The 25,743-nt window shown below is 54.2% G+C and carries 18 protein-coding genes; 10 read left to right on the top strand and 8 right to left on the bottom strand.

Translation table 11 applies throughout. The features are described 5' to 3' along the window. Positions 1-134: 134 nt before the first annotated feature. The 7 genes from AC0YN0_RS23210 to AC0YN0_RS23180 all read left to right on the top strand — a co-directional run bounded on the left by AC0YN0_RS23210 (position 135) and on the right by AC0YN0_RS23180 (position 10,036). Entirely contained in the window at positions 135-935 is an 801-nt protein-coding gene (locus tag AC0YN0_RS23210) for a TerC family protein (protein WP_337100185.1), read from the top strand. Positions 936-1,044: 109 nt separating this feature from the next. Further along, on the top strand, positions 1,045-1,677 hold the full coding sequence (locus AC0YN0_RS23205; protein ID WP_475823394.1) for a thymidine kinase: 633 nt from the start codon (positions 1,045-1,047) through the stop codon (positions 1,675-1,677). Positions 1,678-1,680: 3 nt separating this feature from the next. After that, a complete protein-coding gene (locus tag AC0YN0_RS23200; RefSeq protein WP_475823393.1) occupies positions 1,681-2,160 on the top strand; it encodes an MEKHLA domain-containing protein in 480 nt (159 codons plus the stop codon). Between the two features lie 171 nt (positions 2,161-2,331). Beyond that, the gene (locus AC0YN0_RS23195; RefSeq protein ID WP_475823392.1) at positions 2,332-3,048 is read left to right on the top strand and encodes a hypothetical protein; all 717 of its coding nucleotides are present in this window, start codon (positions 2,332-2,334) and stop codon (positions 3,046-3,048) included. Continuing rightward, positions 3,041-3,781 (top strand): hypothetical protein, encoded by a 741-nt coding sequence (locus tag AC0YN0_RS23190; protein ID WP_475823391.1) that lies wholly within the window; start codon positions 3,041-3,043, stop codon positions 3,779-3,781. Before AC0YN0_RS23195 ends, AC0YN0_RS23190 begins: the two co-directional genes overlap by 8 nt. A 199-nt stretch (positions 3,782-3,980) precedes the next feature. Beyond that, positions 3,981-6,629, top strand: coding sequence for an NPCBM/NEW2 domain-containing protein (locus tag AC0YN0_RS23185; protein ID WP_475823390.1), 2,649 nt, complete (start codon positions 3,981-3,983; stop codon positions 6,627-6,629). Positions 6,630-6,835: 206 nt separating this feature from the next. Then, the gene (locus tag AC0YN0_RS23180) at positions 6,836-10,036 is read left to right on the top strand and encodes a fibronectin type III domain-containing protein (protein WP_475823389.1); all 3,201 of its coding nucleotides are present in this window, start codon (positions 6,836-6,838) and stop codon (positions 10,034-10,036) included. A gap of 79 nt (positions 10,037-10,115) precedes the next feature. On the opposite strand, the gene AC0YN0_RS23175 is transcribed toward AC0YN0_RS23180, so the two are convergent. The 7 genes from AC0YN0_RS23175 to AC0YN0_RS23145 form a co-directional block, all read right to left on the bottom strand. Next, complete coding sequence (locus AC0YN0_RS23175; protein ID WP_475823388.1) at positions 10,116-10,652, bottom strand: superoxide dismutase family protein; 537 nt, start codon at positions 10,650-10,652, stop codon at positions 10,116-10,118. A gap of 113 nt (positions 10,653-10,765) precedes the next feature. Continuing rightward, positions 10,766-13,036: a sulfatase-like hydrolase/transferase gene (locus tag AC0YN0_RS23170; protein WP_475823387.1), complete on the bottom strand. Its 2,271-nt coding sequence runs from the start codon at positions 13,034-13,036 to the stop codon at positions 10,766-10,768. Between the two features lie 45 nt (positions 13,037-13,081). Next, entirely contained in the window at positions 13,082-13,867 is a 786-nt protein-coding gene (locus AC0YN0_RS23165; protein ID WP_475823386.1) for an ABC transporter permease, read from the bottom strand. Between the two features lie 27 nt (positions 13,868-13,894). Beyond that, on the bottom strand, positions 13,895-14,683 hold the full coding sequence (locus AC0YN0_RS23160) for an ABC transporter ATP-binding protein (protein ID WP_475823385.1): 789 nt from the start codon (positions 14,681-14,683) through the stop codon (positions 13,895-13,897). A gap of 4 nt (positions 14,684-14,687) precedes the next feature. Further along, entirely contained in the window at positions 14,688-15,731 is a 1,044-nt protein-coding gene (locus AC0YN0_RS23155) for an ABC transporter substrate-binding protein (protein ID WP_475823384.1), read from the bottom strand. 30 nt (positions 15,732-15,761) lie between these two features. Beyond that, positions 15,762-16,694, bottom strand: a complete 933-nt coding sequence (locus AC0YN0_RS23150; RefSeq protein WP_475823383.1) for a formylglycine-generating enzyme family protein — start codon at positions 16,692-16,694, stop codon at positions 15,762-15,764. Further along, positions 16,687-17,181, bottom strand: a complete 495-nt coding sequence (locus AC0YN0_RS23145; RefSeq protein WP_475823382.1) for a MarR family winged helix-turn-helix transcriptional regulator — start codon at positions 17,179-17,181, stop codon at positions 16,687-16,689. The genes AC0YN0_RS23150 and AC0YN0_RS23145 overlap by 8 nt, the downstream gene beginning before the upstream one ends. Before the next feature lie 250 nt (positions 17,182-17,431). On the opposite strand from AC0YN0_RS23145, the gene AC0YN0_RS23140 reads away from it, so the two are divergent. Next, on the top strand, positions 17,432-18,364 hold the full coding sequence (locus AC0YN0_RS23140; protein WP_475823381.1) for a DUF72 domain-containing protein: 933 nt from the start codon (positions 17,432-17,434) through the stop codon (positions 18,362-18,364). Positions 18,365-18,691: 327 nt separating this feature from the next. Here the strand turns inward: AC0YN0_RS23140 and AC0YN0_RS23135 are convergent, their stop codons facing one another. Next, positions 18,692-19,558, bottom strand: a complete 867-nt coding sequence (locus AC0YN0_RS23135) for an AraC family transcriptional regulator (RefSeq protein ID WP_475823380.1) — start codon at positions 19,556-19,558, stop codon at positions 18,692-18,694. Between the two features lie 156 nt (positions 19,559-19,714). On the opposite strand from AC0YN0_RS23135, the gene AC0YN0_RS23130 reads away from it, so the two are divergent. Both AC0YN0_RS23130 and AC0YN0_RS23125 read left to right on the top strand, forming a co-directional pair. Then, a complete protein-coding gene (locus AC0YN0_RS23130) occupies positions 19,715-22,048 on the top strand; it encodes a glycoside hydrolase family 95 protein (protein WP_475823379.1) in 2,334 nt (777 codons plus the stop codon). 169 nt (positions 22,049-22,217) lie between these two features. After that, positions 22,218-25,277, top strand: a complete 3,060-nt coding sequence (locus AC0YN0_RS23125; protein WP_475823378.1) for a CBM35 domain-containing protein — start codon at positions 22,218-22,220, stop codon at positions 25,275-25,277. The last annotated feature ends 466 nt before the right edge of the window (positions 25,278-25,743 follow it).

Below are 25,743 nucleotides of genomic sequence, written 5' to 3'. Positions count from 1 at the left end.
AAAGTCGTCATTACGAGAATGACCTTCTCCGGCTTTATTGGCAACGTCAACGTTGTTAGCCAGACCTTTGCCTATTTAGGCAGAGGTTTTTTTTATGCCTCGGGAGATACTACAAACTAAATGGAGGGATCAGCATGGAATTATCACTGTTGTTGGAGTACGGTTGGGTATTGCTAGTATTGATCGTACTGGAAGGTTTGCTCGCGGCGGATAACGCGCTCGTGTTGGCTATCATGGTTAAACACTTGCCAGACGAGCAACGCAAAAAAGCATTGTTCTACGGTTTGGTCGGAGCTTTCGTGCTTCGTTTCGGTTCCTTGTTCGCCATCTCGTTCTTGGTGGACGTATGGCAAGTTCAAGCGATAGGCGCTTTGTATCTGTTGTTCATTGCGTGTAACCACATCTTCCGAAAGCTTCTCATCAAGAAAGCCGAGGACGAAGCCGACGAGGCGGCAGGCAAGCCTGCTAAGCAGAAAAAAGGCAGCAGCTTCTGGATGACGGTCGTTAAGGTCGAGATTGCCGACATCGCTTTTGCCGTTGACTCGATTCTTGCGGCAGTTGCGCTTGCGGTTGCGCTTCCGGCAACCGGATTAGGTACGTTTGGCGGCATGGACGTTGGACAGTTCACTGTTATCTTCCTTGGCGGATTTATCGGTTTGCTTATTATGCGTTTCGCGGCATCCGCATTCGTCAAGCTGCTGGAGCGTAAACCGGGTCTTGAGCTTGCGGCGTTCTTCATCGTAGGCTGGGTAGGTGTTAAGCTCGCTGTTATTACACTTGCACATCCGTCCATTGGCGTTGTATCCGAGCACTTCGCGCATTCGACGGGCTGGAAGCTGACGTTCTACATCGTACTCATCATCATCGCGGCGCTTGGCTGGTTCTTGTCGAGCGACAAGGAAGAAGAAGAAGGCAAATCCAAAGCAACTGCTTAATGAGCAGCAGGATCAGATTCAGATGAGTAACCGAATAAAGTTGTTGTCCATTGCGCCGATATCTTCCTGTATAATAGTTGTACGGATACGTTAGGTGGAGGAGATACAGGTGGCACAGCTTTATTACAAATACGGAACGATGAACAGCGGCAAGTCGTTCGAGATTATTAAGGTCGCCCACAACTACGAAGAGCAAGGCAAGCCGGTCCTTATATTCTCGCCATCGGTCAGCGCCAGAGGCGAGGTAGACCGAGTCGGCTCTCGCGTAGGCTTCGAGCGTGATGCGATACCGGTTCACGACGAAACGGATCTGTTCGAAAGCGTGAAGTCGTTCCTGAATCCGGGAGCGCAGCATAAGCAAATTTATTGCGTTCTTATTGACGAAGCTCAATTTCTGAAGAAACATCATATATTGGAGCTGACGCGGGTTGTAGACGAGCTGAACATACCCGTCATGGCTTTCGGGCTGAAGAACGACTTTCAGAATCAGCTGTTCGAGGGAAGCTACTATTTGCTCGTGCAAGCGGACAAGATTGAGGAGATCAAGACGATCTGCTGGTATTGCGACCGCAAGGCGACGATGGTCATTCGCTTTCGAGACGGCCAGCCGGTCAATGCGGGTGAGCAGATTCAAGTTGGCGGCAACGAGGATTATAAGCCGGTATGCAGACGCTGCTATAACAATGCTTTCCGCGGAGAAAAGCCTGCAGGTGGCGCTTTGACAGCGCACGAGGAGGCGTAAGCGATGACGGACTCGTTAAGATCAGGCGTTGGAGCAACGGAGGCACATGCGCTGTTGCTAATGGACAGCTACTTGCGCTGGACAGGCAGGGAGCTCGTCGACCGAGAGTCGTTAAGTAGTATGACGTCAGCTGCGGACTTGTTGTTTCAAGCCCCGAGAGTTATATTGTCGCATGGCACGGAGGCTGACCCTGTATTAAACTTCGGCAATGCGCTTGCGCTTAAGCTGTGGGAGATGGAGTGGGACAAGCTGACGAGCATACCGTCGCGCTTGACTGCAGAGCCGCTGGAGCGGGAGGAACGCGACCGATTCTTCACTTTGGTGACGGCAAACGGTTATGTTGATGATTATACCGGTGTGCGCATTTCCAGCTCGGGGCGGCGCTTCTATATGAAGCAAGCTACCGTCTGGAATCTGATCGACGAAGCAGGCGTCTATAGAGGACAAGCCGCGACGTTCACGAATTATAGTTTCATCGAGTAAGATGGAGCAAGAGGAGATAGGCTGTACCGAGGGTGACGAAAGTTGCCGACGGTACGGCCTTTTTTTTTGCTGTAGGCTATGTCCCCTATGTATAAAAAGGATTACATTCCCAAATCAGCGTGTTAGAGTAAAAAGAGGGGTTCTGAGCGACTGCCAGGAAGGGGAGATCAAGTGCTGTTATTTCGAATGGAATGGTTTGATAACGTTGTAGCGGTTATCGGATTATTGCTTGGATGGTCAATTTTATTGGCGCTAGTCTGGCAAAAGTATCGGCGAGCGGTCAAGAAACCTCGTTTATGGCGGGCTTTGATCGTTTTTTTCATAAGCATCATTGCTTTCAGTATTCAGGTGACAATCGGCGGAACGACGGCGAAGTTTGCGGTCTTGCCGCTCGGTGTATGGGTAGTCTATCTCGTTACGGCAAAGACGACTTGGAAGCAGTATCGTGCGATAGCTTGGATTGGCTTTTTGGCAAATTATATTTTTATGGCATCGCACTTGGCTGCTTATTATAGTCATGAGGTAATTTATCCGAAACGCGAGGTTGCTACCTATATTGCGAACGTGGATTCCGCTGGTATTGCATCCATCCATCCGTCAGCCCCGGAAGCTGTCTTCGATCGGTCATTATTCCAGTCGAAGCTTAATTCCTTGCGGCCGGAGGAAATGAATCTAAGCATGGACTGGTATTATGAGTCCAGGGACAGCGGGCGCGAGCGGTTTCCATACGCATTAATAGGCGTGGAACCGAGATGGGGCAGCGGCATTCATGCTGAAATCTTTATCCAGTCTGATGGCAAAGGTTTATTAGTCTCCAGGGGAGATCAATATTATTACTACGTCTCTGAGGAGCCGCTCATTGAGGTAGGGGGGCGTGCCGATGAATAAGAAAATCGTAATGGCGATGCTGCTGGCCGTTATTGCGGGGGTTGTGCTGTTTTTACAGATTGGAGTAAAACCGAAGGAACTACCTAATGCCGAGCAGGCTGCGGCAGCCATTATCAATCAATATCCAGAGGCTAGCGTGAAGAGTATTCAAGACATCGTCAAGCTGGACGCTCGACATGCTTTCGTTCCATTCATAACCGATCAAAGCGAGCATGGAATGAGCTTTTGGGTTTGGGGCGGATTCAAGTGGGAGATCAGCGCGATTCAGATTAATGTTTATCCACATATATGGGAGCTTCGGGCGAACGATCCGTCCAGCCAATACATCGTATGGAACATGAGTCAGGGATCGAAGATTCAAGACCTAACCTTTTATTTTATACGGGATAGGAACGGCGGACGGACGAACGGAGCGGACTACTATAACCCGCGCATTCAGATGGAATGGAAAGCTATTCTTGCGGAACGGTCGTATGGCGCCGTGAAAATCCCAAAGGAATGGGCGGCTATGCTTGAGACGGATGGACGTATGCAAAGCGCTAAGCTGCGGAGACCGTTCATGTTCGAAGTTAATCCTCGGATTTCTTCGTATTATATCGGATATATACCAACCTTATCGGGGGAGAAGGCGACGCCTTTCGCCCATAACGTTAGCGGAGGCTGGAACAATGGATCCATTGATTTGGAATTCGTGCGTATACTGAATGAGGCAGAGCTGGAGTTTCCCCGTTAATTGCTCGACAAGCCTCGACAGCGGGAATGGAAATAATACAGCTATTAGCCATATGTACAGCCTGCAAGTAAAGTAAATCGAGAATTGAACAGTTTCGAAGCGTTATGCCAATGGTGCAAGATAGAAGGGCGGAAGCAAGGTATCCGGACAGGGTACCGCGTTCCCGCCCTATTCTATTGGCAAGGGAGAGATAGTAGTGATGAAATCCAAACGAGCGCGGGTCAGCCTATTGTTGTCGCTGTCGCTGCTGTTGGCGGCAGGACCGCTGCCGGGGGTACAAGCATCGCCAGGCTCTGCGGGAACGGTAAGGTCCATCGCCGAGTACGGCGCGAACGGCACGGATACGTTGGACGACAAGGCAGCCATACAAGCAGCCGTCGATGCCGCATCGCCAGGAGACACGGTTCTCATTCCTAAAGGTACGTATTATTTGTCTGGCACGGTATATGGCAAGTCGGGAGTTGCAATTAAGGGCGCGAAGCAAAATCAGTCGATTGTGAAGTTCACCTCAGAGTCGGATACATACATGATCTATTTGCAAAATGTAACGAACGCTTCCGTATCGGATATGACGCTTGACGGCAACAGCAGCTTAATTGCGATGTCGGCCGTCGCGGTATCGGGCGGCAGCGACAACAGCATGAAGAACCTTCGGGTGAAGGACTTTACCGCCACTGAAGGATTCGGCCCGCATGCGCTGTTCGTTGATAACTCGCCGTACGTAACGATTTCAGGAAATCATATCAACAATATTGGAATCGCTTCCATATGGGGCGCTGGCATACGTGCCGGATGGGGCTCTTCGCATGCCACGATTGAAGGTAATGTCATTGCCGATACGGGCCGCGGCGGTATTCTCGTGAACGACAACAGTCCGTGGGCCGTCGTGCGCAGCAATAAAATTACGGGTTCGGGGCTGAAGGAGCACGGTCTCGCCATTGAATTGCATACAAACGTGGACAATTCCATTATTGAAGACAACCAAGTCGACTTCTGGATCAGCGCGGTCCGCTCCAGCAAGATTGCGGTTCGCCGCAATATCATTCAGCCGAAGGACGGCCGAGTCGGCAACATCGGCCTGGAGATTATGGCAGACGATGCGATTACGACCGATAACCTCGTGAACGGCGGGCAGCAGGTCGGGATTCAGCAGTCGCCGGGAACGGGGCATCAATATTGGGGCTACAACATCGTGAAGGACATGGTCATGTGGGGCATGCAGCTTCAAGGAGAAGGCACCGGACAGACGGAGCAATTCCAATACTTCTATAAAAACAGCTTCATTAATACGCAAGAAGGCAATCCGAAAGCGAATTATCCCGGGTATGACGGCAACGGCGTCCGGATTCACGGAAGCTCGCAGAACTTAACGTTCGACAGCAACCTGATTGCGGGTAACGGCCGCAAAGCGATCGAAATAACAGGTGCCGCAGGCGTTGATAGGCTGAGCTTCACGAATAACCTCATTACGGGCAATAAAGGGATAACGATGGATCCGTATCCTGCTGCGGCCGAGCATCTGGAATGGTCCGGCAATATCGTGCTCCGCAACGGCAGCAATGTGCAGCCGCAGTCGCGCGGCTTCCAAAATAAGAAGCCGGCGGCCGACTTCTCTGCTCCGGTTCTCATCCGCGTAGGAGAACCCGTAAAGTTCGCTGACAGCTCGATCGACAGCGACGGTACGATCGCTCACCGTCTATGGGACTTCGGCGACGGTCTGCCAAGCACAGCCGTCTCGCCGACCTATGTGTATGATAAAGCGGGTATTTACCGCGTAACGCTGGTCGTATGGGATAACGAAGGGCGATCCCACCTGAAGGAGAAGAGCTTGCTCGTTAGGCCGGGAATGCCTGATCGTGAAGCTCCGGTTGTGCCGACAGGCCTGGCATCACCGTCGCAGACCGATGAGACGGCAGAGTTGAGCTGGCAAGCGGCATCCGATAATGTGGGTGTCGTTGGTTATGACGTATATGTGGATGGAGTATTGCAAGGGACGACGGAACCGGGTGAAACATCGTACACGGTGACAGGTCTAGCGCCATTAACGACGTATAGCGTGACTGTACGTTCTAAAGATGCGGCGGGTAATGTATCGGGAGCAAGCTCGGCGCTTTCCGTTACGACGGAGGCACCTGACTCGTCACCGCCTACAGCGCCCGAGAACCTGACGGCCGCAGCAGCCAGCGCGACAAGCGCTACTCTCTCTTGGTCGGCATCCTCCGATAACAAGGTTGTAACGGGCTATGAAATATACCGTAATGACAGCCTGATCGGTACAACCTCAGGAGCAACTGCAACTTCGTATACGGCTAAAGGGCTGCTGCCGGGCACGACGAGCAGCTTCACCGTGAAGGCGAAGGACGCAGCCGGCAACCGCTCGGATTCGAGCGCGCCGGCATCGGTCACGATGAACGCGCTGACATCGGCTGTTTATTTGAGCGATTATGCTTGGGATTCCGGTACGGCAGGCTGGGGCAACATCCAGCTCGATAAGTCTTCGGATGGCCGGCCGATTACGTTGAATGGCGTTGTCTATGCGAAAGGTTTTGGAACGCATGCCGCTTCTGAGATTGTATATACGGTTGGCGGTGCTTATCAGAAATTCCAAGCAAGCGTCGGGGTCGACGACGAGACGTACGGAAACGGTTCTGTCTCCTTCGAGGTATGGTTGGACGGGGTGCTTGCTTACGACAGCGGCGTCATGGATGCGAATTCGGAGACGATCGATATCGATGTCGATATTAGCGGTGCGCAGCAGTTGAAGCTCGTCGTCACGAACGGCGGCAACGGAACGGATTGGGATCACGCGGATTGGGGCGATGCCCGGATCCTATTTCAAGCGGAGTAAGCAGGAATCAGTTACTTGAAAGCGAACGGGCCGCCCGTTGATCGAGCGGCCTGACGTTTGCCGGATAATCGTTGGGATATAAGTTGAGGAGGTGAGGCTTACGGGCATGTCATGCAGATATACCAAGGGGTAATCGCATCATGACGGGGATAAAGACAGAAACCATTCTGTAACAAATTCAATTAAATTGAAGCGAGGGATGACTAATGACCAAATTAAGCAAGCGACCGAGGATGAAGACGCGCATATTCAGCGCCTTGTGCGCATTGTCTATGCTGCTGCCGATCTTGCCAGTACCGGCCGTATTCGCCGCAACGCTCGACATCACTTCTTATGGAGCCGCCGGCAACGACACGGTGTCCGACAGCGCCGCCATACAAGCTGCCGTCGACGCGGCATCGAGCGGCGATACCGTCCTTATTCCTGCAGGCACTTTTTACTTAACGAGTACGGTTAACGGCAAGTCTGGCGTGAAAATAACTGGTGCGAACCGCGATACGTCGATCATTAAATTCAATTCGTCTTCGGCGCTAACCTTCTTCTCCATGTACAATCTGACCGGCGCTGAAGTGTCCAACATGACGCTGGACGCGAACAATAGCACGGTCCCGCAGTCCGTAGTCATTTCGGAAAACGGCAGCGGCAACAAAATGTTGAATCTCAAAGTGAAGGATATAGGCACGTCATCGGGCTTCGGTCCGTTCGCCCTATACGGCGTCAATACCGATAATCTGACCATTTCGGGCAATATCGTCACGAACATCGGCGTCAACTCCGACTGGGGCGGCGGCGTACGCGTCGGCTGGGGCTCGGACAATGCGTTGATCGAGAACAACGTTATTCATCTTACAGGTCGCGGCGGTATTTTCGTAAACGACAATAGTCCGGGGGCGATCGTCCGCGGCAACACCGTTACCGGTACAGGCAAAAAGATGGAAGGTCTCGGGATTGAGCTTCATACGAACGTAGACAACTCCATTATCGAGAACAATAACGTCGATCACTGGATCAGCGCGGTACGTTCCTCTTATATCGCGGTACGCAACAATATCGTGAAGGCAACGGACGGAACGGTAGGCAACATGGGGCTGGAAGTCATGGTCGACCACGGCGTAACGAGCAACAACCTCGTCGACGGCGGTCAGCAGGTCGGCATGCAACAATCGCCGGGCACGGGCTATCAGCTCTGGAACTACAACACCGTCAAAAACATCGTCATGTGGGGGATGCAGCTGCAGGGCGAAGGAACGGGACAAACGGAGCAGTTCCAATATTTTTATAAAAACGTTTGGGAGAACGGACCGATCGGTCATCCTTCGGCAGCCTATCAGGGTTATGACGGGAATGCGGTCCGTATCCACGGCAATACGAAGAACATTACATTCGACAGCAACCAAATCATTAACAATGGGCGAAAAGCGATCGAGATTACGACGGCAGGCGGAACGGATCGCCTCAGCTTCGTGAACAATACGATTACGGGCAACGGCGGTCCTTCCATCGATCAATATCCGTCTTCGGCGGCGGATCTCGAGTGGAGCGGCAACACGGTCAGCGGCAACGGCACGAATACGCAGCTTACGAGCCGCGGATTCAGCGATCCGAAGCCGGTAGCGAACTTCACGGCGCCAATGACGGTTCAACTCGGCCAGTCGGTGACGTTCACGAACACGTCCACGGACAATGGCACGATCGTCGAGCATTTATGGGATCTGGGCGAGGGTCTGCCGGTTACGACGGTCAGCCCGACGTACACGTATCAGAAGCCGGGTACGTATCAAGTTATTCTCGGCGTTTGGGATAACGGCGGCAGAGCGCATGTGAAGGAGCAGACGATTACGGTTGTAGCCGGGCCGCCGGATACGACGGCACCATCCACGCCCGCTAATCTGACATCGCCTGCGAAGACGAACACGAGCGTAACGCTTACGTGGAACGCTTCTACTGATAATGTCGGCATCGCAGGTTATGAGGTTTACGCGAACGGCGGTCTTGCCGGTACGACGATCGGCGGCAGCTCGACTTCGTATACCGTGACGGGTCTGACTCCGAACACGGCATACAGCTTCACCGTGAAGGCGAAGGATACGTCCGGCAATATGTCGTCAGCGAGCAGCGCGCTAAGCGTTACAACAGACCAGACGCCGGTTGCAAATTGGGAGCTGTGCGCGGGCGAGAACAATATGTGCAGCTTCACGGGCACGAAGGAAGTCCGCTACGGAGCGGGCAGCAGCTTCAATTACGGCACGTACACGAACGGCGTTATGTGCTCCAACAATACGTTCGGCGATCCGGCACCGGGGCAATATAAATCATGCTTCGTGAATACGGCATCAAACGGCGGTGGCGGCGGAGATACGCAAGCTCCGACGGCTCCAACCGGATTAACTTCGCCGGCTAAGACCTCGACAAGCGTAGACTTATCGTGGACGGCATCCACGGATAACGTAGGCGTAACGGGTTACGAGATTTATAGAGGTACGACATTGGCCGGCACAACGACGGGGGCTACGACCTTTTCGGCAACAGGGCTCTCGCCTAGCACGGCATACAGCTTTACAGTGAAAGCGAAGGATGCGGCGGGCAACGTATCGGCGGCAAGCTCCGCGCTTAGCGTGACGACGAATGCGCCTGCAGGCGACACGCAAGCGCCTACAGCGCCGACAGGTTTAACATCGACGTCAACATCAGCATCGAGTGTAAGCCTTTCGTGGACGGCATCGACGGATAATGTAGGTGTGACAGGCTACGAGATTTACAATGGATCTTCGCTTGCGGGTACGACGACAGGAGCTACGACTTACACGGTAACAGGCCTGTCGGCAAGCACAGCCTATAGCTTCACGGTAAAAGCGAAGGATGCGGCGGGCAACGTATCGGCTGCAAGCAGTTCCGTTAACGTAACGACTAGCGCATCGGGCGGTCAGACGTCGACAGGATCGATAACGCGCGAATACTGGACGAATATAACGGGACCGACGATCGGCAGCATTCCGGTATCGACAACGCCATCTGGCACGTCCTCGCTAACGAGCTTCCAGGCGCCTTCGAACTGGGGCGACAATTACGGTACGCGTATCCGCGGTTATATCGTGCCGACAGTAACGGGAACCTATCAATTCTCGATCGCGGGCGACAACAACAGCGTGCTTTACTTAAGCACCGACAATACGGCGGGCAACAAAGTACAGATCGGCGAAGTCGTCGATTGGGTGGGCGAGCTGAGCTTTACATCCTACACGAACCAGCAATCCGGCCAAATTACGCTAACGGCAGGGCAACGCTATTATGTAGAAGTGCTGCATAAGGAAGAGAGCGGCGGCGACCATGTAGCGGTAGGCTGGAAAACGCCGGGCAGCTCCACGTACTCGGTCATTGATGGTGCGCATCTGGCTCCGATTCAATAGGCTTTAAAGGCATATAAAAAGCATATCCCCCTAGCCGTGGCGGAAGGGGGATATGCTTTTTTATACTGTAAACCTACAATTACTTCACGACGCCGCAAGCAATCCGAGCGCCGGAATTGCCCGATGGATCGGTTACATAGTCATCCGCTTTCTCATGGATGACAAGCGCTGCGCCGTCGGCCTTAATGATCGAATTCGGTTGTCCCTGCTTGAGGGTGACAACGGCAGTCTCTAGATCGGCGGTCACTTTGCCGTCCGCGCCGACTTCGATATTCGGAAGATCGCCTCCGTGGAAGCCCTTCGGATTATTGAAGCCATGCTGCTTTTGCGTCGGGTTGAAATGGTCGCCCGCCGTCTTGAAGTCCGGAGCCTCGCATTTGCCGACCGCATGAATGTGGATGCCATGCTTGCCCGGCGAAAGCTTCTCCGCTTCAAGGTGGATAAGCACCTTATCGTCTTTCTGAGTCAGCGTCGCTTTGCCGATCGCCTGATTCTCGGCATTTACGATCGTTATCGAAGCGCCGTGCGCCTCATTGCCTTCATGTGCAGATGCGGCTCCGAACGCTTGCGTTTGAAGCATCAGCAGCAGTGCCGTCGTAATCGCGAAAATTTTCATATTGAATCGTTTCCCTCCACATACGGATCATGATATGCAGCCGCTTGCTTAAGCAGAGCATCTCTAGTATGTGTATAAATATGGAAACTATTCATGGAGGCCGAACCTAGTTATTATTCTGTAGCGAGCTCTACGGCAAGAAGCGATTCCAGGTCGGCGGAATAGCCGCCAAGCGTATATACGACGTTGTTCAGCTTACCGCTGAAGCGGAACGGCGACGCATAGGTCGGGCTGACCGGTGTCGGGTTGTTCTCGCCGACGTGGAATTGTTCGTTCGAGAAGCCGAGATAGCCCGTATGACCAACATGGCCTTCGCCGATTTTGGTGCCGTTCGCATACAGTGTCGCCACACCTGCATTGTCGCCAGTTTTGGCGAACCGGAACGTCACAGTAACGGCGCCGGCAGGCAGCTCGGAGTCCGAAGTAACGACATACTGGACACCGTAGGAATGATTGTAGAAGAACGTTAGCCGATTATGCTGCACATATAGCGAGTAACCTCCGAAGCGGCCGCCTTGGGCAACGATTACGCCCTCGTCCCGGGTGCTGGAGCGATCCAAGCCGGCGTTGATTTCGAAAGGCTTGTTGCGAATATCAGGCGCCTTGGCGAACGGCAGGCCGAATGACGTTGGATAGAACGTGCGCGATACGACATCTTGCTTAGCCGGACGAGCGGACTCGATGCTTCTTACCTTCGCGATAATCGAGCGGCCGTCAAGCGGCAGCACGCCGTTGCGGCCGGCTTCCGCCCACCATAGGTCGACAAGCTCGCGCAGTCTTTCCGGCTGCTCGGCAGCTAAATTGCGCGATTCGGTGAAATCCTCGGCGACATGGTACAGCTCCCATTCATCTTGGGCAAATGGCGTATTCGGCTTATGGATAGCGACAGCCTTCCAGCCATCCTTCCAAATGCCGCGGTTGCCGATCATTTCGAAATATTGGGCAGGCTTGCGCGACGGGCCGTCCGCATCCTCGAACGTGTAAGCTAGACTGGTGCCGTGAATCGGCTGCTGGCTTACGCCTTTGTACGTATCCGGCGCTTCGATGCCAAGCAGTTCCAGCACGGTAGGCACGATGTCCGTCACGAAGTGGAATTGGCTGCGGACCGTGCCGCCTTTCTTGATGACGTTCGGATAATGGATGATGAGCGGGTCCTGCACGCCGCCGGCATGGACGAATGATTTGTACCATTTCAGCGGCGTGTTGCCTACTTGCGCCCAGCCTGCCGGATAGTGATTGTTAGCGAGATGGGTGCCGATCTCGTCGATCCGCTGGAGCTTCTCCTCGAACGATTCTTTTAGTCCGAATCCTTCCGCCCAACTATGAACGGTTCCTTCGTCGCCGCCCATGGCGCATGCACCGTTGTCGGAGAGAAGCACGAGCAGCGTATTGTCAAGCTGTTCGATTTCCTTCAAGAAATCGACAAGCCGTCCGATATGCTCATCCGTATGCTCGAGGAAGCCGGCAAACGCTTCTTGTTGACGCGCGAACAGCTTCTGTTCGTCGGCCGTTAGATCAGCCCATGCCTTCACGCCTGGATTGCGCGGCGGCAATACCGCATCCTGCGGAATAATGCCAAGCGACTTCTGACGCTCGAACCATTCCGTCCGGGCAACGTCCCAGCCCTTGTCGTATTTGCCTTTGTACTTGTCGACATACGCCTTAGGCGCATGATGTGGGGCATGAGTCGCGCCGTACGCGACGTAGGCGAAGAACGGTTTATCCGGAGCGGCCGACTTCTGGTCCCGGATGTATTGAATCGCGCGATCGGTTAAATCCTCTGTCAAATGATAACCTTCTTCGACGGTCTTCGGCTGCTGGACGGGACGGTTATCCTCGACCAGATCCGGGTTCCATTGGCTCGTAGCGCCTTCCAGGAAACCGTAGTAGCGCTCGAAGCCGCGTCCGAGCGGCCAATTGTCGAACGGTCCGGCAGCGGAATGCTCGGCTGCCGGAACGAGATGCCATTTGCCCACGGCGAACGTATTGTAGCCTTCTTCGACTAATATTTCGCTCAGAAGCGCGGTTTCTTTGCTTACTTTGCCGCGCGTGTTCGGGAAGCCGCTGTCGAAGCCGGATACGAAGGAGACGCCGGTCGCGTGCGGGTTGCGTCCGGTCAGCAGCGCCGCTCTCGTCGGGGAGCAGACAGCTGTCGTATGGAAGTTGTTGTATCGGAGGCCGCCTTGAGCCAACGCGTCGATGTGCGGCGTGGCAATATCGGAGCCGTATGAGCCTAGATGGGCGAAGCCAAGATCGTCAAGCAAGATGACGACGATATTGGGAGCTCCGTCTTGCGGCTTCGCGGGCTGCGGCCAATGGGGGACGGAGTCTTCGACGGCTGCGCTGATGCGGCCTTGGAATTTTTCTTTTTTCCAGTTAGACATAATAGATTCCTCCTAAAGGATAGTACGAGCGTAATTACGTATGGATTAGAATTGGCGAACGCGGGAGCCGCCCGTATTCACGATGCCGTAGCGGCCGAGAAGTTTCCGTCCGGTCAAGCCGAGCAAACGGTCGGTCAGGAAGCCCATTAGGCCAAGGATGATCAAGCCGACGAAGATCCAGTCGGTCTTGAAGTACAGGCGCGAATTCCAGATAAGGAAGCCGACGCCTTCGTTCGCCGCAACCATTTCGGCGCCAATAATAGCCATGTAGGAAGTGCTCATCGCGAGGCGGACGCCCGTGAAGATATAAGGGATAGTCGCTGGAATGACGACATGGAACATGATCTGCGTCTCCGATGCCCCCATGCTTCGGGCGGAGCGGATTTTATCCTCTTCAATCGCCATCACGCCGGTCAAGGTGTTCAGGATAACGGTAAATATCGTGCCGTACATGATCAGAATGATTTTGGACTGCTCGCCGATGCCGAACCAAAGCATGAACAGCGTAATGAACGCGAGCGGCGGTATGAATCGGATGAAATTCAAGATCGGTTCGGTAACGGCGCGAATGCCTCGAATTCGTCCCATCAGCAAGCCGATCGGAATCGCGATCAGACTGCCGAGCAGCCATCCAACGAGCACGCGGTAGAAGCTGTAGGCGATATAAGTGAACAACGAGCCGTCCTGTGAAAGCTCGACGGCCGCCTTCAGCGTACGATACGGCCCGGGTAAAAAATCGGGATTGGAGGCCATCGCCGCCAGCTGCCAAATAAGCAGCGCTCCGAGCCATGGCAGAATGCCCAGCTTCAGCAGTTGTTTGAATAATGTCATCTTCATGCAGCTCCTTGGGAAAGAACGTTATTCGTCAAAATGATTTTGAATCGTGCCGAGCAGCTCCAGCACCTTCGGGTCGGACAGATCTCTCGGGTATTCAAGCGGGATGTCGTGCAGGTCGGTAATCTGCGAGGAAGGACCGACGGACATGACGCCGACCCGTTGGCCGAGCAGAATCGCTTCCTGAATGTCGTGCGTGACGAAAATAACCGTCTTGTTCGTCTGCCTCCAGATGCGGATTAATTCCTTCTGCATCGTCCGTCGCGTCATCGCATCGAGAGCGCCGAACGGTTCGTCCATGAGCAGGATCGCGGGATCATTCGCCAGCACCCTTGCGAGCTGCACGCGCTGCTTCATGCCGCCGGAGAGCTCCTTCGGGAATTTGTCGGCATGGCCTCCGAGTCCGACGAGCTCGATATAGCGGCTCGATATTTCATGGCGTTCAGCCTTTTTGATCTTTTTCATTTTCAGGCCGAATTCGACGTTCTCGCGCACCGTAAGCCAAGGGAAAAGCGATGCGTCGGCTTGCTGGAACACCATCGCCCGTTCGCTGCCGGGGCGCTGGATTTCCTTGCCGCCCAGCGCGATCTTTCCTTCCGTCTTGCCGATGAAGCCGGCAATCAGATTAAGCAGCGTCGACTTGCCGCAGCCGCTCGGGCCGAGCAGAATGAAGAACTCGCCGCCCTTGATCGTCAGATTGATGTCTTTGATAATATAATGCGGCTCCTTGTTGGCGACGGGAGCATGGAACGATTTGCGCAGGTTTTCGATATGAATCGGTTCGGACTGCTTTAATGGCTGCACGGTGATCATCCTCTCACGGTTTGTAGGTAACGGAGTCAGGGAATGCTTGCTTAAGCGGCTCCAGAGACAGCTTTGTTTTTAGATCGAAATCCTGCTGCAGGATGCCTTTGTCTTTGATGAACTGCTTCATTTCCTCCAAATGGGCGAAATCTTCCTGCGTAAAACCGATCGTATAGGTGAGCTGCTCCAAATCTTTCAAGACGCCTTCCTTAGGCAACTTCAGTTCCTTGAACGCGAGCTCGGCCGTTTCTTCTTTGTGGCCTTCAACGTAACCAATAGCTTCGGATACCGCTTTTAAAATGTTTTCGACCGCTTCTGGATGCTCCTCGATAAATTTGGTTTGAAGAACGAAGTAGGACGAGATGTTCGCTTCGGCCGAAGAGAGATCTCCGATCTTCTTGGCACCGTCGAGCGCAAGGAACTTGTCGATGAAGATGCTTGCCGCCCATACGGCGTCGATCTGTCCTTTCTGTACCCCGATAAGCGCTTCGTCCGGCGTGCTGTACGGAACGAACTTGATATCATCGGGATTGATGCCTTCGTTTTCTAGGAATTTGTACCAAATGTATTCGTATACGGTGCCTTTAGCAACGCCAAGCTTCTTGCCGACCAAATCCTTCGGCTCGTTAATGTCGTCGCCCTTGGCGATTAGAACGGTAGCCGCAGCTTGATTCTCGGTCTCGCGGGTCAGCGTGCTTACGACTTTAAAGTCGCCTTTGCTGAGCGAGTTGAGGAGGGCGTAATCGGCGGCCGTTCCCGTGTCCGAGCGTTCTACGAGCATGGCGTTGATTGTATCGATGCCGTAAGCGAAGTTGGCTATTTCCGCGTCGATGCCGTATTTGTCGAAGATGCCTTGCTCCTCGGCAACCCGGAATTGCAGCGAGCCTCCTGCCGCCGTATCAAGCGCGAAGCGCACTTTGATTGGTTTGTCGTCTGCGGCGCCGCCGCTCGCCGAATTGGCATTATTGCCGCAAGCCGATGCTACGAGCGTTATGGAAGCCAACAGGATGGCTGCAGCCGTTTGTTTCCATTTGAATCGGTTAAATGGTTTCATCATCAATCACTCCGTTTATTTGTTATATAAATATTAGACATCCCGTACGCAGCGGAAGCCCATATGTCCCGTCGAGCTGTCAGGCGTATTGGACGTTCTCGCCGCGACTCTGTACCGGTTGCAATACGATTCGTGGCAGAGATAGGAGCCGCCGCGAACCGCTTTCTGCTGCTTGCCTGCATCAAACCAATTCGAGCACCATTCCCAGACGTTGCCGGACATATTGTAGAGGCCGTAACCGTTCGGCAAGTAGGAGCGGGCAGGCGCGGTTTCCGCGTAGCCATCGTCGGCCGTATTGCTGACCGGGAATTGCCCCTGCCAAATATTGCAGCGATGCTCGCCTCCAGGGGTAAGCTCGTCGCCCCATGGGTACCGCTTCTGCTCCAGCCCGCCGCGGGCGGCGTATTCCCATTCTTCTTCGGTGGGAAGACGCTTGCCGGCCCATTCGCAATAGGCAGCGGCGTCATTCCAAGAAAGATGAACGGCGGGGTGGTCTTGCCGCGATTCGATATCCGAATCGGGTCCCTCCGGATGGCGCCAATCGGCGCCGTCGACCTTCCACCACCAAGTCGCTCCAGGCACGGCCGCGTCTACCTTCGCTGCCGTTGTCTTCGATACGAATAGATGGAAGACGAACGACCAACCGAACTGTTCGGCTTCCGTGATATAACCTGTCGCGTCGGCAAATGCCGCGAATTGCTCGTTCGTTACTGTCGTTGCATCGATGTAGAACGGTTTAACCGTCACTTCGCGGACAGGACCTTCGGCGTCGGCGGGAAAACCTTCCTTGCTGTCCGTTCCCATCAGGAAGCTTCCGCCTGCCAAATAAATCATCGATTTCGACGTTTCAGGCTTGCGGGAAGGTGAGGCAATCGTTGCTGCTGCGGATACGGACAGTTTCTTGGGCAAGGGGGTGACGACGCCCCGCTTAGCCGAGCAGCAAGATGGCTGAAGCTGCTCACTCATGGACGGTCTCTTCCTTAAAAATTTCATTGAATTCTTTCATGAGCACATCGGAATAGCCATGCAGCTGACCGACGACCCTTTTGCAAAAATCGAGCATCAGTAATTTCTCGTCTTCCGAGAAGGTTTGGAACAAGATGCCTCTCGAGTCTGATTTGCTGCCATGCAATCGCTCAATGAACTGTATTCCTCGATCGGTTAACTGCAGCATCATAACGCGACGATCGCTGTCGGGCCGAGTTCGGAAGACATATCCGCCTTCTACGAGCTTGTCGCATAGCGCGGTCGTCGCTCCCGGCGAGAAGTCGAGTGCTTCGGATAGTGCGCCCGCCTTTTGCGGTCCTTCCATGTACAGCTTCGATAGTACGACAAGCTGCGGCGGCGATATTTCGTCGTTAATGAGTACCTTATCGCGCTCGACAACGAATTTTCGGATCATTTTGCGGAATGTCTCGTCCAGTTCTATGTCCAACGGTAGCTTAGCGGTCATTGTCCCTCCTCCAGAAAAGCCCAACAAAAAAGGCTTCCGAACGCATCGGGTATAGGTAGCAGCGCTTTGTGCGCAAGCCATGCTTCATACCGATATCTGTTCGGAAGCCATTGGTGGTCCAGTAGGCGTTCCTGTTTCCAAATTTATTTTGATGTAAAAATAAAATATCATAATAATTCCTACCTGTAAAGTAGGGAATTAGAAATTTGATTGCGTCCTTATTTCCATTTATAGTAAAGGGAAAAGAAAAATGGTTGAGGTGAAGGGAATGCCGATTGAAATCGGATTGGCCGGCTGGGGCGATCAGGATCGGCTGTACAAGTCGGGGACGAGAGTTAATGAGAAGCTGGGCGTGTATGCGAAGCATTTTTCGGTCGTCGAAGTGGATAGCACCTTCTACGCGATTCAGCCTAGGGAGCGGTTTGCCAAGTGGGTGACCGATACTCCGGAGACGCTTCGCTTCGTTGTGAAGGCGTATCAGGGGATGACGGGGCATCTGCGCGGAGCGGGGGCGGCAGCAGCCGTCGCCAAGAACGGAGCGCTGCAGGACGGCATGTTCGGCGCGTTCCGCCATATGCTGGAGCCGGCGATTGAGGCCGGGCGGCTAAGGGCAGCGCTATTTCAGTATCCGCCGTGGTTCGATTGCACGCGCGAGAACGTACAGCTGCTTCGCGAGGCGAAACGTCGGATGGAGGGCATTCCATGCGCGCTCGAGTTCCGCCATCAAAGCTGGTTCACGCCGGAGATGCGTGCTAAGACGATTGAATTCATGCAGAAGGAGCAATGGATTCACAGCGTTTGCGATGAGCCGCAGGTGCATCCGGGCTCGGTGCCGACCGTCCTTGAGACGACGGATGAAGAAGTGACGATCGTGCGGATGCACGGGCGCAACGCGTCCGGCTGGAAGCAGAGCAGCGCGCCGAATTGGCGGGACGTAAGATATTTGTATTGCTATAACGAGGCCGAGCTTACGGAGTGGGCGGAGCGGCTTCTTCTGTTAGAGCAGGGCAGCCGTCACGTTAGCGTTATCTTCAATAACAATTCCGGCGGGGATGCCGCCGATAACGCCAAGCAGCTCATGGCGATGCTGGGCCAGCGCCGTCCCGACGGCGGCGATCCGCTCGAGCCGAAGGAGCGGGAGTTGCCTGCCGCGGAGCAGCTTGATTTATTCGACTTGAATTAGTTTAACGTTGCGCGGTGCCCAGTTAGGGACACAGACGACTCTAACCTAGCGATAATCGGTATTTGGCGGACGTTGCGGACACAGTAGGCACTAATGGACAGGAAATGAGCTGCGTAAGCTGATTTTCAAGGGATTAAGGTCGATAGTGTCCGCAACGTATCTCCAATGCAAGTATTTGCGCGGATAAGGTCATCTGTGTCCGTAATCCAGATCGAAGGATGGAATGAGCACGTTGCCGAGTAGTGCCGTGTGGGGCAACTAATAGCTAACGAATAGCAATAAAAAGCGTTGATAAGCGTCCTTAATTGGACCTGATCAACGCTTTTTTTATGGCGCTCCCGCCTGAAGTCTGTAAGCGCGCGGGCTGATGCCGTGGAAGGCGCCAAACTGGCGGGTAAACGGGTGGATAGAGGTGTAACCGAGCTTGTCCGCGATATCGGTTACGGAGAGGCTTGTCTCGATGAGCAGATGAGCGGCTCTCTTCATGAGCAGACGATGCCGGTAGGCGCTTGGCGAGTAGCCGGTCTCGCGTTGGAACAGCGCATGAAAATACGAGCGTTTCAGTCCGCACATGGCCGACCATGCATCAACGGATGAGCGTTCTTCAGGATGCGCGTCCAGATGGGCGAGCAGCTTGACGATCCGGTAATCGCTCGGCTGACGGGTATGAACGGCGTTATACCAGCTGAGCATCCAGGCGTACAGCAAGCTGTTCGCCAGTTCGGAGCGGTAGTAACGGGTCTCTTCGAACAGCTTGGCAAGCGTGACGAACGAATCGTACAGCCATGGGAACGGCTGAAGCGAGAAGCGGCTTGGCAGCGTGGCAAGCTCGGGACATTCCTCCTCGGTGGAGACGGTCTCGAACGAGAACGGCTCGGGCGCATGAATGAAATGCCGGTTAAGCGAGACTGGACTCGCCGCTTCCGTTGTCCACATATCGCAATACAAATTATAAGAAGAGAGCGGCTGTCCTGCTCTTACATGAAAGGCATGGGGCTCGCCGGGCCGCAAAAAAATAAGCGTTTTCCGCTCGATCGGGTACAGCTTGCCGTTCACTTCCATCTCGCCGGGGCCGTCTTCGAAGAGATGAAAGGCGTAAACGCTGCATACGCGCAGCTTCTCGTTCCAGCTACCGTCATACAGATAGCGCATCGAATCTCCGAGAAAAGGTTTCAGCTCGTTCAATGTTTTCATCATGCGTCTCCTTAAGATAGCGGACTATTCGTCAACTGATAGGATGGGTGGTCAAATACGGATTCGTTATTCAATGGTACAATAATGGCGAATTTTACGATAGTGGCTGATTCATGGCAAAGGACAATCAATCAAATGAGTGAGGGGATACGAGTTATGAAATTACGATACAACGGGCCGGCAACAGGCTGGTCGCAAGGGCTGCCGCTTGGCAATGGACAACTAGGAGCTGTTTTGCACGGCGGAATTGGCAGCGAAACGTGGAATATGACGGAGATCACGTTCTGGTCGGGCAAAAGCGAGCGTTTCGGCGGCACGCCGGACGCCAAAGGAAGGCTGTCTCAGATGAGGGAAGCCTTCTTTCGCGGCGATTACGTCGAAGGAGACAAGCTGGCCAAGGAGACGCTGCAGCCGAAGAAAGGAAACTTCGGAACCAACTTGTCGCTGTGTGACGTCCTCATTACTTATGGGCATGAGGGCGAGGACGTAGTAAGAGAGTTGGACCTGGATACGGCGGTTGCTGCTGTAACCTATCGAGACCAGGATGGTGTGCCGATACAACGCGAATATATCGCTTCCCATGCCGATGGCCTCGTAGCTGCACGAATCACAGGTGAGCGGAAGGCAAGCGTTTCCTTTACTTTGCGGTTACAGGGACGGTCGGATACATTCGCGGTGTGGAGCGGCGAAGATGGAGAGAACATTGGGTTTCGCTCCCAAGCGACGGAAAATATTCATAGCGACGGAACATGCGGCGTATTGGCGCAAGGGTTGGTGAAAGTTGCCATCGAAGGAGGAAGGCTGCGCAGCGAAGACGGGCAATTGACAGTGGAGGAGGCCGATGCGGCGGTCATTTATTTTGCGGTGGCAACGGATTATGGACGCGATGGCGATGAAGGCTGGCTCAAGGAAAGCGAGGAGAAGGTCGATGCCGCGATACATTTAGGCTTCGATAAGCTAAAGGAAAGACATATTGCCGACTATCAGGCGCTATACGGACGCGTAAGCTTGGAGCTTGGCGGATCAAAAGAGGCTTCCGCGCTGCCTACCGACGAGCGTGTTCGACGGCTGCGGAACGGGAAGACGGACGACCTGGCGCTTATTGCGCTGTTCTATCAATACGGGCGTTACTTGACGATATCGGGATCACGCGAAGATTCGCGGCTGCCGCTTAATCTTCAAGGCATTTGGAACGACGGGGAAGCGAATCGTATGGCATGGAGCTGCGACTATCACCTCGACGTAAATACGCAGATGAACTATTATCCGACAGAAATAAGCAACCTGGCCGAATGCCATGTTCCGTTGATGAATTATATCGAACGTCTGTCGGTGGCGGGACGGGCAGCGGCAGAAGATTTCTATGGCGCCGAGGGCTGGGTCGCGCATGTGTTCTCGAATGCGTGGGGCTTCGCGTCTCCAGGCTGGGAAACGTCGTGGGGGCTTAACGTAACCGGCGGCCTCTGGATTGCGATGCACATGAAGGAGCATTACGAGTACGGACAGGATCGCACGTTTCTCGCTCGGCAGGCTTATCCGGTCATGAAGCAGGCGGCTCTATTTTTCCTCGACTATATGATCGTGCATCCCGAGTATGGCTGGCTCGTAACCGGGCCGTCGAATTCGCCGGAGAACAGCTTCTACCCGGGCGCGCAGGAGAATGGAGCGCAGCAGCTGTCGATGGGCAGCACAATGGATCAAATGCTGGTGCATGACCTGTTCGTCTTTTGTCTGGAATCAGCAGAGCTCCTGCAAGTCGATGCTGAGCTTCGCACGCAACTGCGGGAAGCAATCCGCCAGCTGCCGCCTCTTATGATCGGCAAGCGGGGACAACTGCAGGAATGGCTGGAAGACTACGAGGAAGCGCAACCGGAGCATCGTCACTTATCTCATCTGTACGGCTTGTTTCCGGGAAGCCAGATCGATCCGCTTCAGACGCCTGAGCTTGCTGACGCTACCCGCAACACGCTGATCGGGCGTATGCAGCAAGGAGAGCTGGAGGATATCGAGTTCACGGCGGCATTGTTCGCGTCTGGCTTCTCGCGTCTGCATGACGGCGATCGCGCCGCGAGTCATGTCCGCCATCTGATCGGCGAGCTATGCTTCGACAATCTGCTCTCGTACTCGAAGCCGGGCGTGGCCGGGGCGGAGACGAATATCTTCGTCATCGACGGCAACTTCGGCGGCACGGCCGCAATCGCCGATATGCTGCTGCAAAGCCATAAGGGCGAGGTTCATCTGCTGCCGGCGCTTCCTCAAGACTGGGCTAACGGCTCCTATCGCGGTCTACGTGCTAAGGGCGGTGTAGAGGTGAATGCGGCTTGGGAGAACGGCAGCCTCACGGAGGCTGTCCTTACGGCAAACCAAGCATGCGAGGTGAGCGTACGATACGGCGGTCAAGTCGTTAAGCTGCCGCTTGAAGCTGGAGTAAGCCGCAGAGTGGATGGCGGACTTAACGTCGTTATGGATATGGCAGCAAAGATCGACTAAATGGATGTTGTGCTGAGTGTGGGGCATTCGAAGTATTGCCCCCAAATAAGGCGGTTTGAGTTACTGATCGTTAAATATTGGGATTGTTCGGGCCTGTCCGCTGTTTTACATTGGAAGTGCGATTGAAAGCGCTTTACCAATTAACGCGGCGAATAGGAGGAAATGATGAATGGTTAAGAACGATAAGGTGCGTTTCACGCGAGGCTGGCTCGTACTGCTCGCGGCTGTATTGCTTATGCAGACCGTGTATCTGTCTCCGTGGAAGAGTGCCGATTCGAACGTTGAAGCTGCTGCTCCGACAGCCGAGGAAACGCAAGACTTGTCGGCTGCGCTGGCTACTGATGGTTACTCGTTCGAAGCAGAGGCGGAAGGCAATGTGCTGTCCGGGAGAGCGGAGCGCAAAACATGTGCGGAAGCTACCGGATGTTCGGGCGGCGGGGTCGTTGGAGGGCTATGGGACAGCTCGTCGGTAACGATGAACGGCATTACGGTGGAGGAAGCAGGTATCTATACGATGACGGTGCATTACATCTCGGGCGATCCGAGGTCGTTCGCCGTCAGCGTGAACGGCGGTGCAGGCGATCATTACGATCTCCCGCGCACGGCGGATTGGGAGACGCTTGGCACGTATGCGATCGAGATTGAGCTTCAGGCGGGCAGCAATACGATTCGTTTCGATGACGAGGGCGGTTACTCGCCGGATATCGATCGAATCGTGCTCAGCGAATCCGGCACGGGCGAGCCTGGTGGACCGGCCACCGGTTACGAAGCGGAAGCTGCCGTGAACGTGCGGACGGGCAACGCCGCAGTATCCGGCTGTCAACCTGCTACCGGCTGTTCGGGAGGCCTTAAGGTAGGCAATCTATGGGGCGGATCGACATTGCAGTTCCGAGATATAGCCGCAGAGGAAGCTGGCATCTATACGCTCAGCGTCTCGTACGTATCGGGCGATCCTCGTCCGGTGTCCATCAAGGTGAACGAAGGACAGTCCGAGAACTATGCGCTGCCGAAGACCGCGGATTGGGACACGCTTGGCGTATTTACCGTCGAAGTGGAGCTGCAGGCCGGCATGAATACGATCACGTTCGATGACGACGGCGGCTGGTCGCCGGACATCGACAAGATCGAGCTCGCGAAGGCGGGCGGCTCGGGAGAGGATCCGGGACCGATCGACGATATCGGACTCATCGGCGCTGTCATCGGTTCGGCAAAGCATGGATCGATTAAAGTGAGCGCCCATGAGAAAGGAGCTGTGTTCTCGACCAAGTCGTACAGCATCACGTACAATACGGACTCGGGCTTATCCGCTTATGCATGGGGAGGCAAGACGCTCGTTAAGGGCGCTTATGCAACCGCGCAACTGAATGAACAACTGCTCGACAGCCGCAAGTACGGCGAGCATCGCTTCAAGCTTAGCGAGGTCGCGAAGATCAAGGATGGACACGGCAAAGGCATTCGCATCACGGTAGAGAACCGCAGCGAAGGACTGCCGACGATGAAGCAGACGTATCAGCTGTACGAGGATCAGCCTTATTTTCTCGTATCGCAGCAGATTGTCAGCGGTACGACGGTAAGCGCTAGTGATATAGCGCCAATCGTTGTTAACGCGAAGGGCGGCGTGGACATCGGCAGCTATGGCGACAACCGCGTGCTCATCACGCCTTTCGACAACGATATGTGGTCCCGTTACCAAGCGCGGACGATCAATACGCCGTTGAATAACAACAATTACGTAAGCTCGGAGATGACGGCGATCTATGACAACGTCAGCCGCGGAGGTCTCGTTATCGGCTCGGTGACGCATGATACGTGGAAGACCGGCATTTACTGGAGCGGGTCGAATGATCGTTTGAACAAGCTGAAGGTATACGGCGGATTTACTTCGCAGACTTCTACCCACGACACGCTGCCGCATGGCCAAGTGTCGGGCAAGACGATAACGTCGCCGCAGATCGCGGTCGGTTATTACAGCGATTATCGCAGCGGACTGACGAGTTATGGGCAGGCGAATGCGGCAGTAGCGCCACCGCTGAAGTTCGACCGCGGCGTTCCATCGGGCGTACCGGTCGGCTGGAATAGCTGGGGCGCGTACGAAAGCTCGCTTAGCTACGATAAGGTCGTCAGCGTATCGAACTTCTTCAAGGCCAATCTGCAGAAGTCGTTCTCGAACAAAGGAACAGTCTATATTAACATGGATTCGTATTGGGACAACCTGACCGAGCAACAACTGCGCGACGCGGTTAAGGTGATCCGCAAGAACGGTCAGAAGGCCGGCATCTATTATGGACCGTTCGTTTATTGGGGCGACAATATGGCGCAGCCGGTCGAAGGAACGGACGGCAAGTATACGTATGGCGACATCATCCTCCGGGATGCGAACGGCAATCCGCTGCCGAAGGTTGACGGCGCTTATGCCATCGATCCGACGCATCCGGGCTCGAAGCTGCGCGTCGAATATGTTTTCAAAAAGTTTATCGATTACGGCTTCGAATACATTAAGATCGACTTCCTGAGCCATGGCTCGTTCGAAGGGCAGCACTACGATCCGAAGGCGCAGACCGGTATTCAAGCGTACAATCAAGGCATGGCGCACATCAACAAAGTGCTCGGAGGCCGCATGTTCATCAGCGCGTCGATCGCGCCTCTGTTCCCTAGCCAATACGCCCATGCGAGACGCATATCCTGCGACATAGACGGATCGCTTGGCCGCACCGAATATCAGTTGAACAACCTGACGTACGGCTGGTGGCAGAACGATACGATCTACAGCTACACCGATCCGGATTATATGACGCTTGTGAAAGGCGGTTCGTATAACGCCGCGCAGACGAGAGTAAACGCCGCGGCGATCTCGGGAACGGTCTTCATGAGCTCGGACGACGTTAACGATCCGAACGCGCAGCAGCTTATGAAGTCGCTGCTTACGAACAAGCGCGTGAACGACATCGCGACGATCGGCAAGGCATTCCAGCCGGTCGAAGGCAATACGGGCTCGGCAGCAGCGGACGTATTCGTCATGAAGGATAAGGACGAATCCTATATCGCAATCTTCAACTACACGAACGAAGCGGCAGTGAAGTCCATTGATCTGACGCGCGCGCTCGGCGTTAAGTTGGCGGCGAAGCTGCAGTTGACGGATGCGTGGACAGGCGCGAAGCTGGAAGCGAAGGGAACGCTTGAAGTCAGCTTAGAAGGCGCGCAATCGAAGCTGTACAAAGTATCGAGATGAAATCCTTCGTTAGAATGGGCCAACCAGTTTTTACTGGTTGGCCTATTTTAGTATGCGAAACCTGGTTACGTACTTAGGCGACGCTAATAGGAACAAAATGCTTTTGTGACAGATTTACGGATAAGGTCCATACAGTCCGCAAGATCGTTCAAATCCAATGGTTGAATAAGCCGGATTTAGTCTGATGCTAAGCAAAGGGGAGTGTAAGATAGAGTGTTCGAAAGCGAAGGATCGGCATAAGCTACATAAATGTTAAAAAGGAGGCGAATTTACCCTATGAGATATACAGTAAGGTATATACCTCTCAACCGAATAAAAGAAGGCGGCATCTCGTCCAAGCTTACTCGGCGGATCAAGGAATTGCGTAAAACAGCCCAGGATTGCATGCACATGCTCATTGTTCGCAAAAGCAAATCAGAAGGCGGGTATATTGTAGTAAGCGGGCACAGCAACTTGGATTACCTCA

The sequence above is a fragment of the Paenibacillus sp. J22P218 genome, from assembly GCF_056269195.1.
The sequence above is the reverse complement of the archived record's forward strand: the minus strand, read 5'-3'. Positions and strand labels throughout refer to the sequence as shown.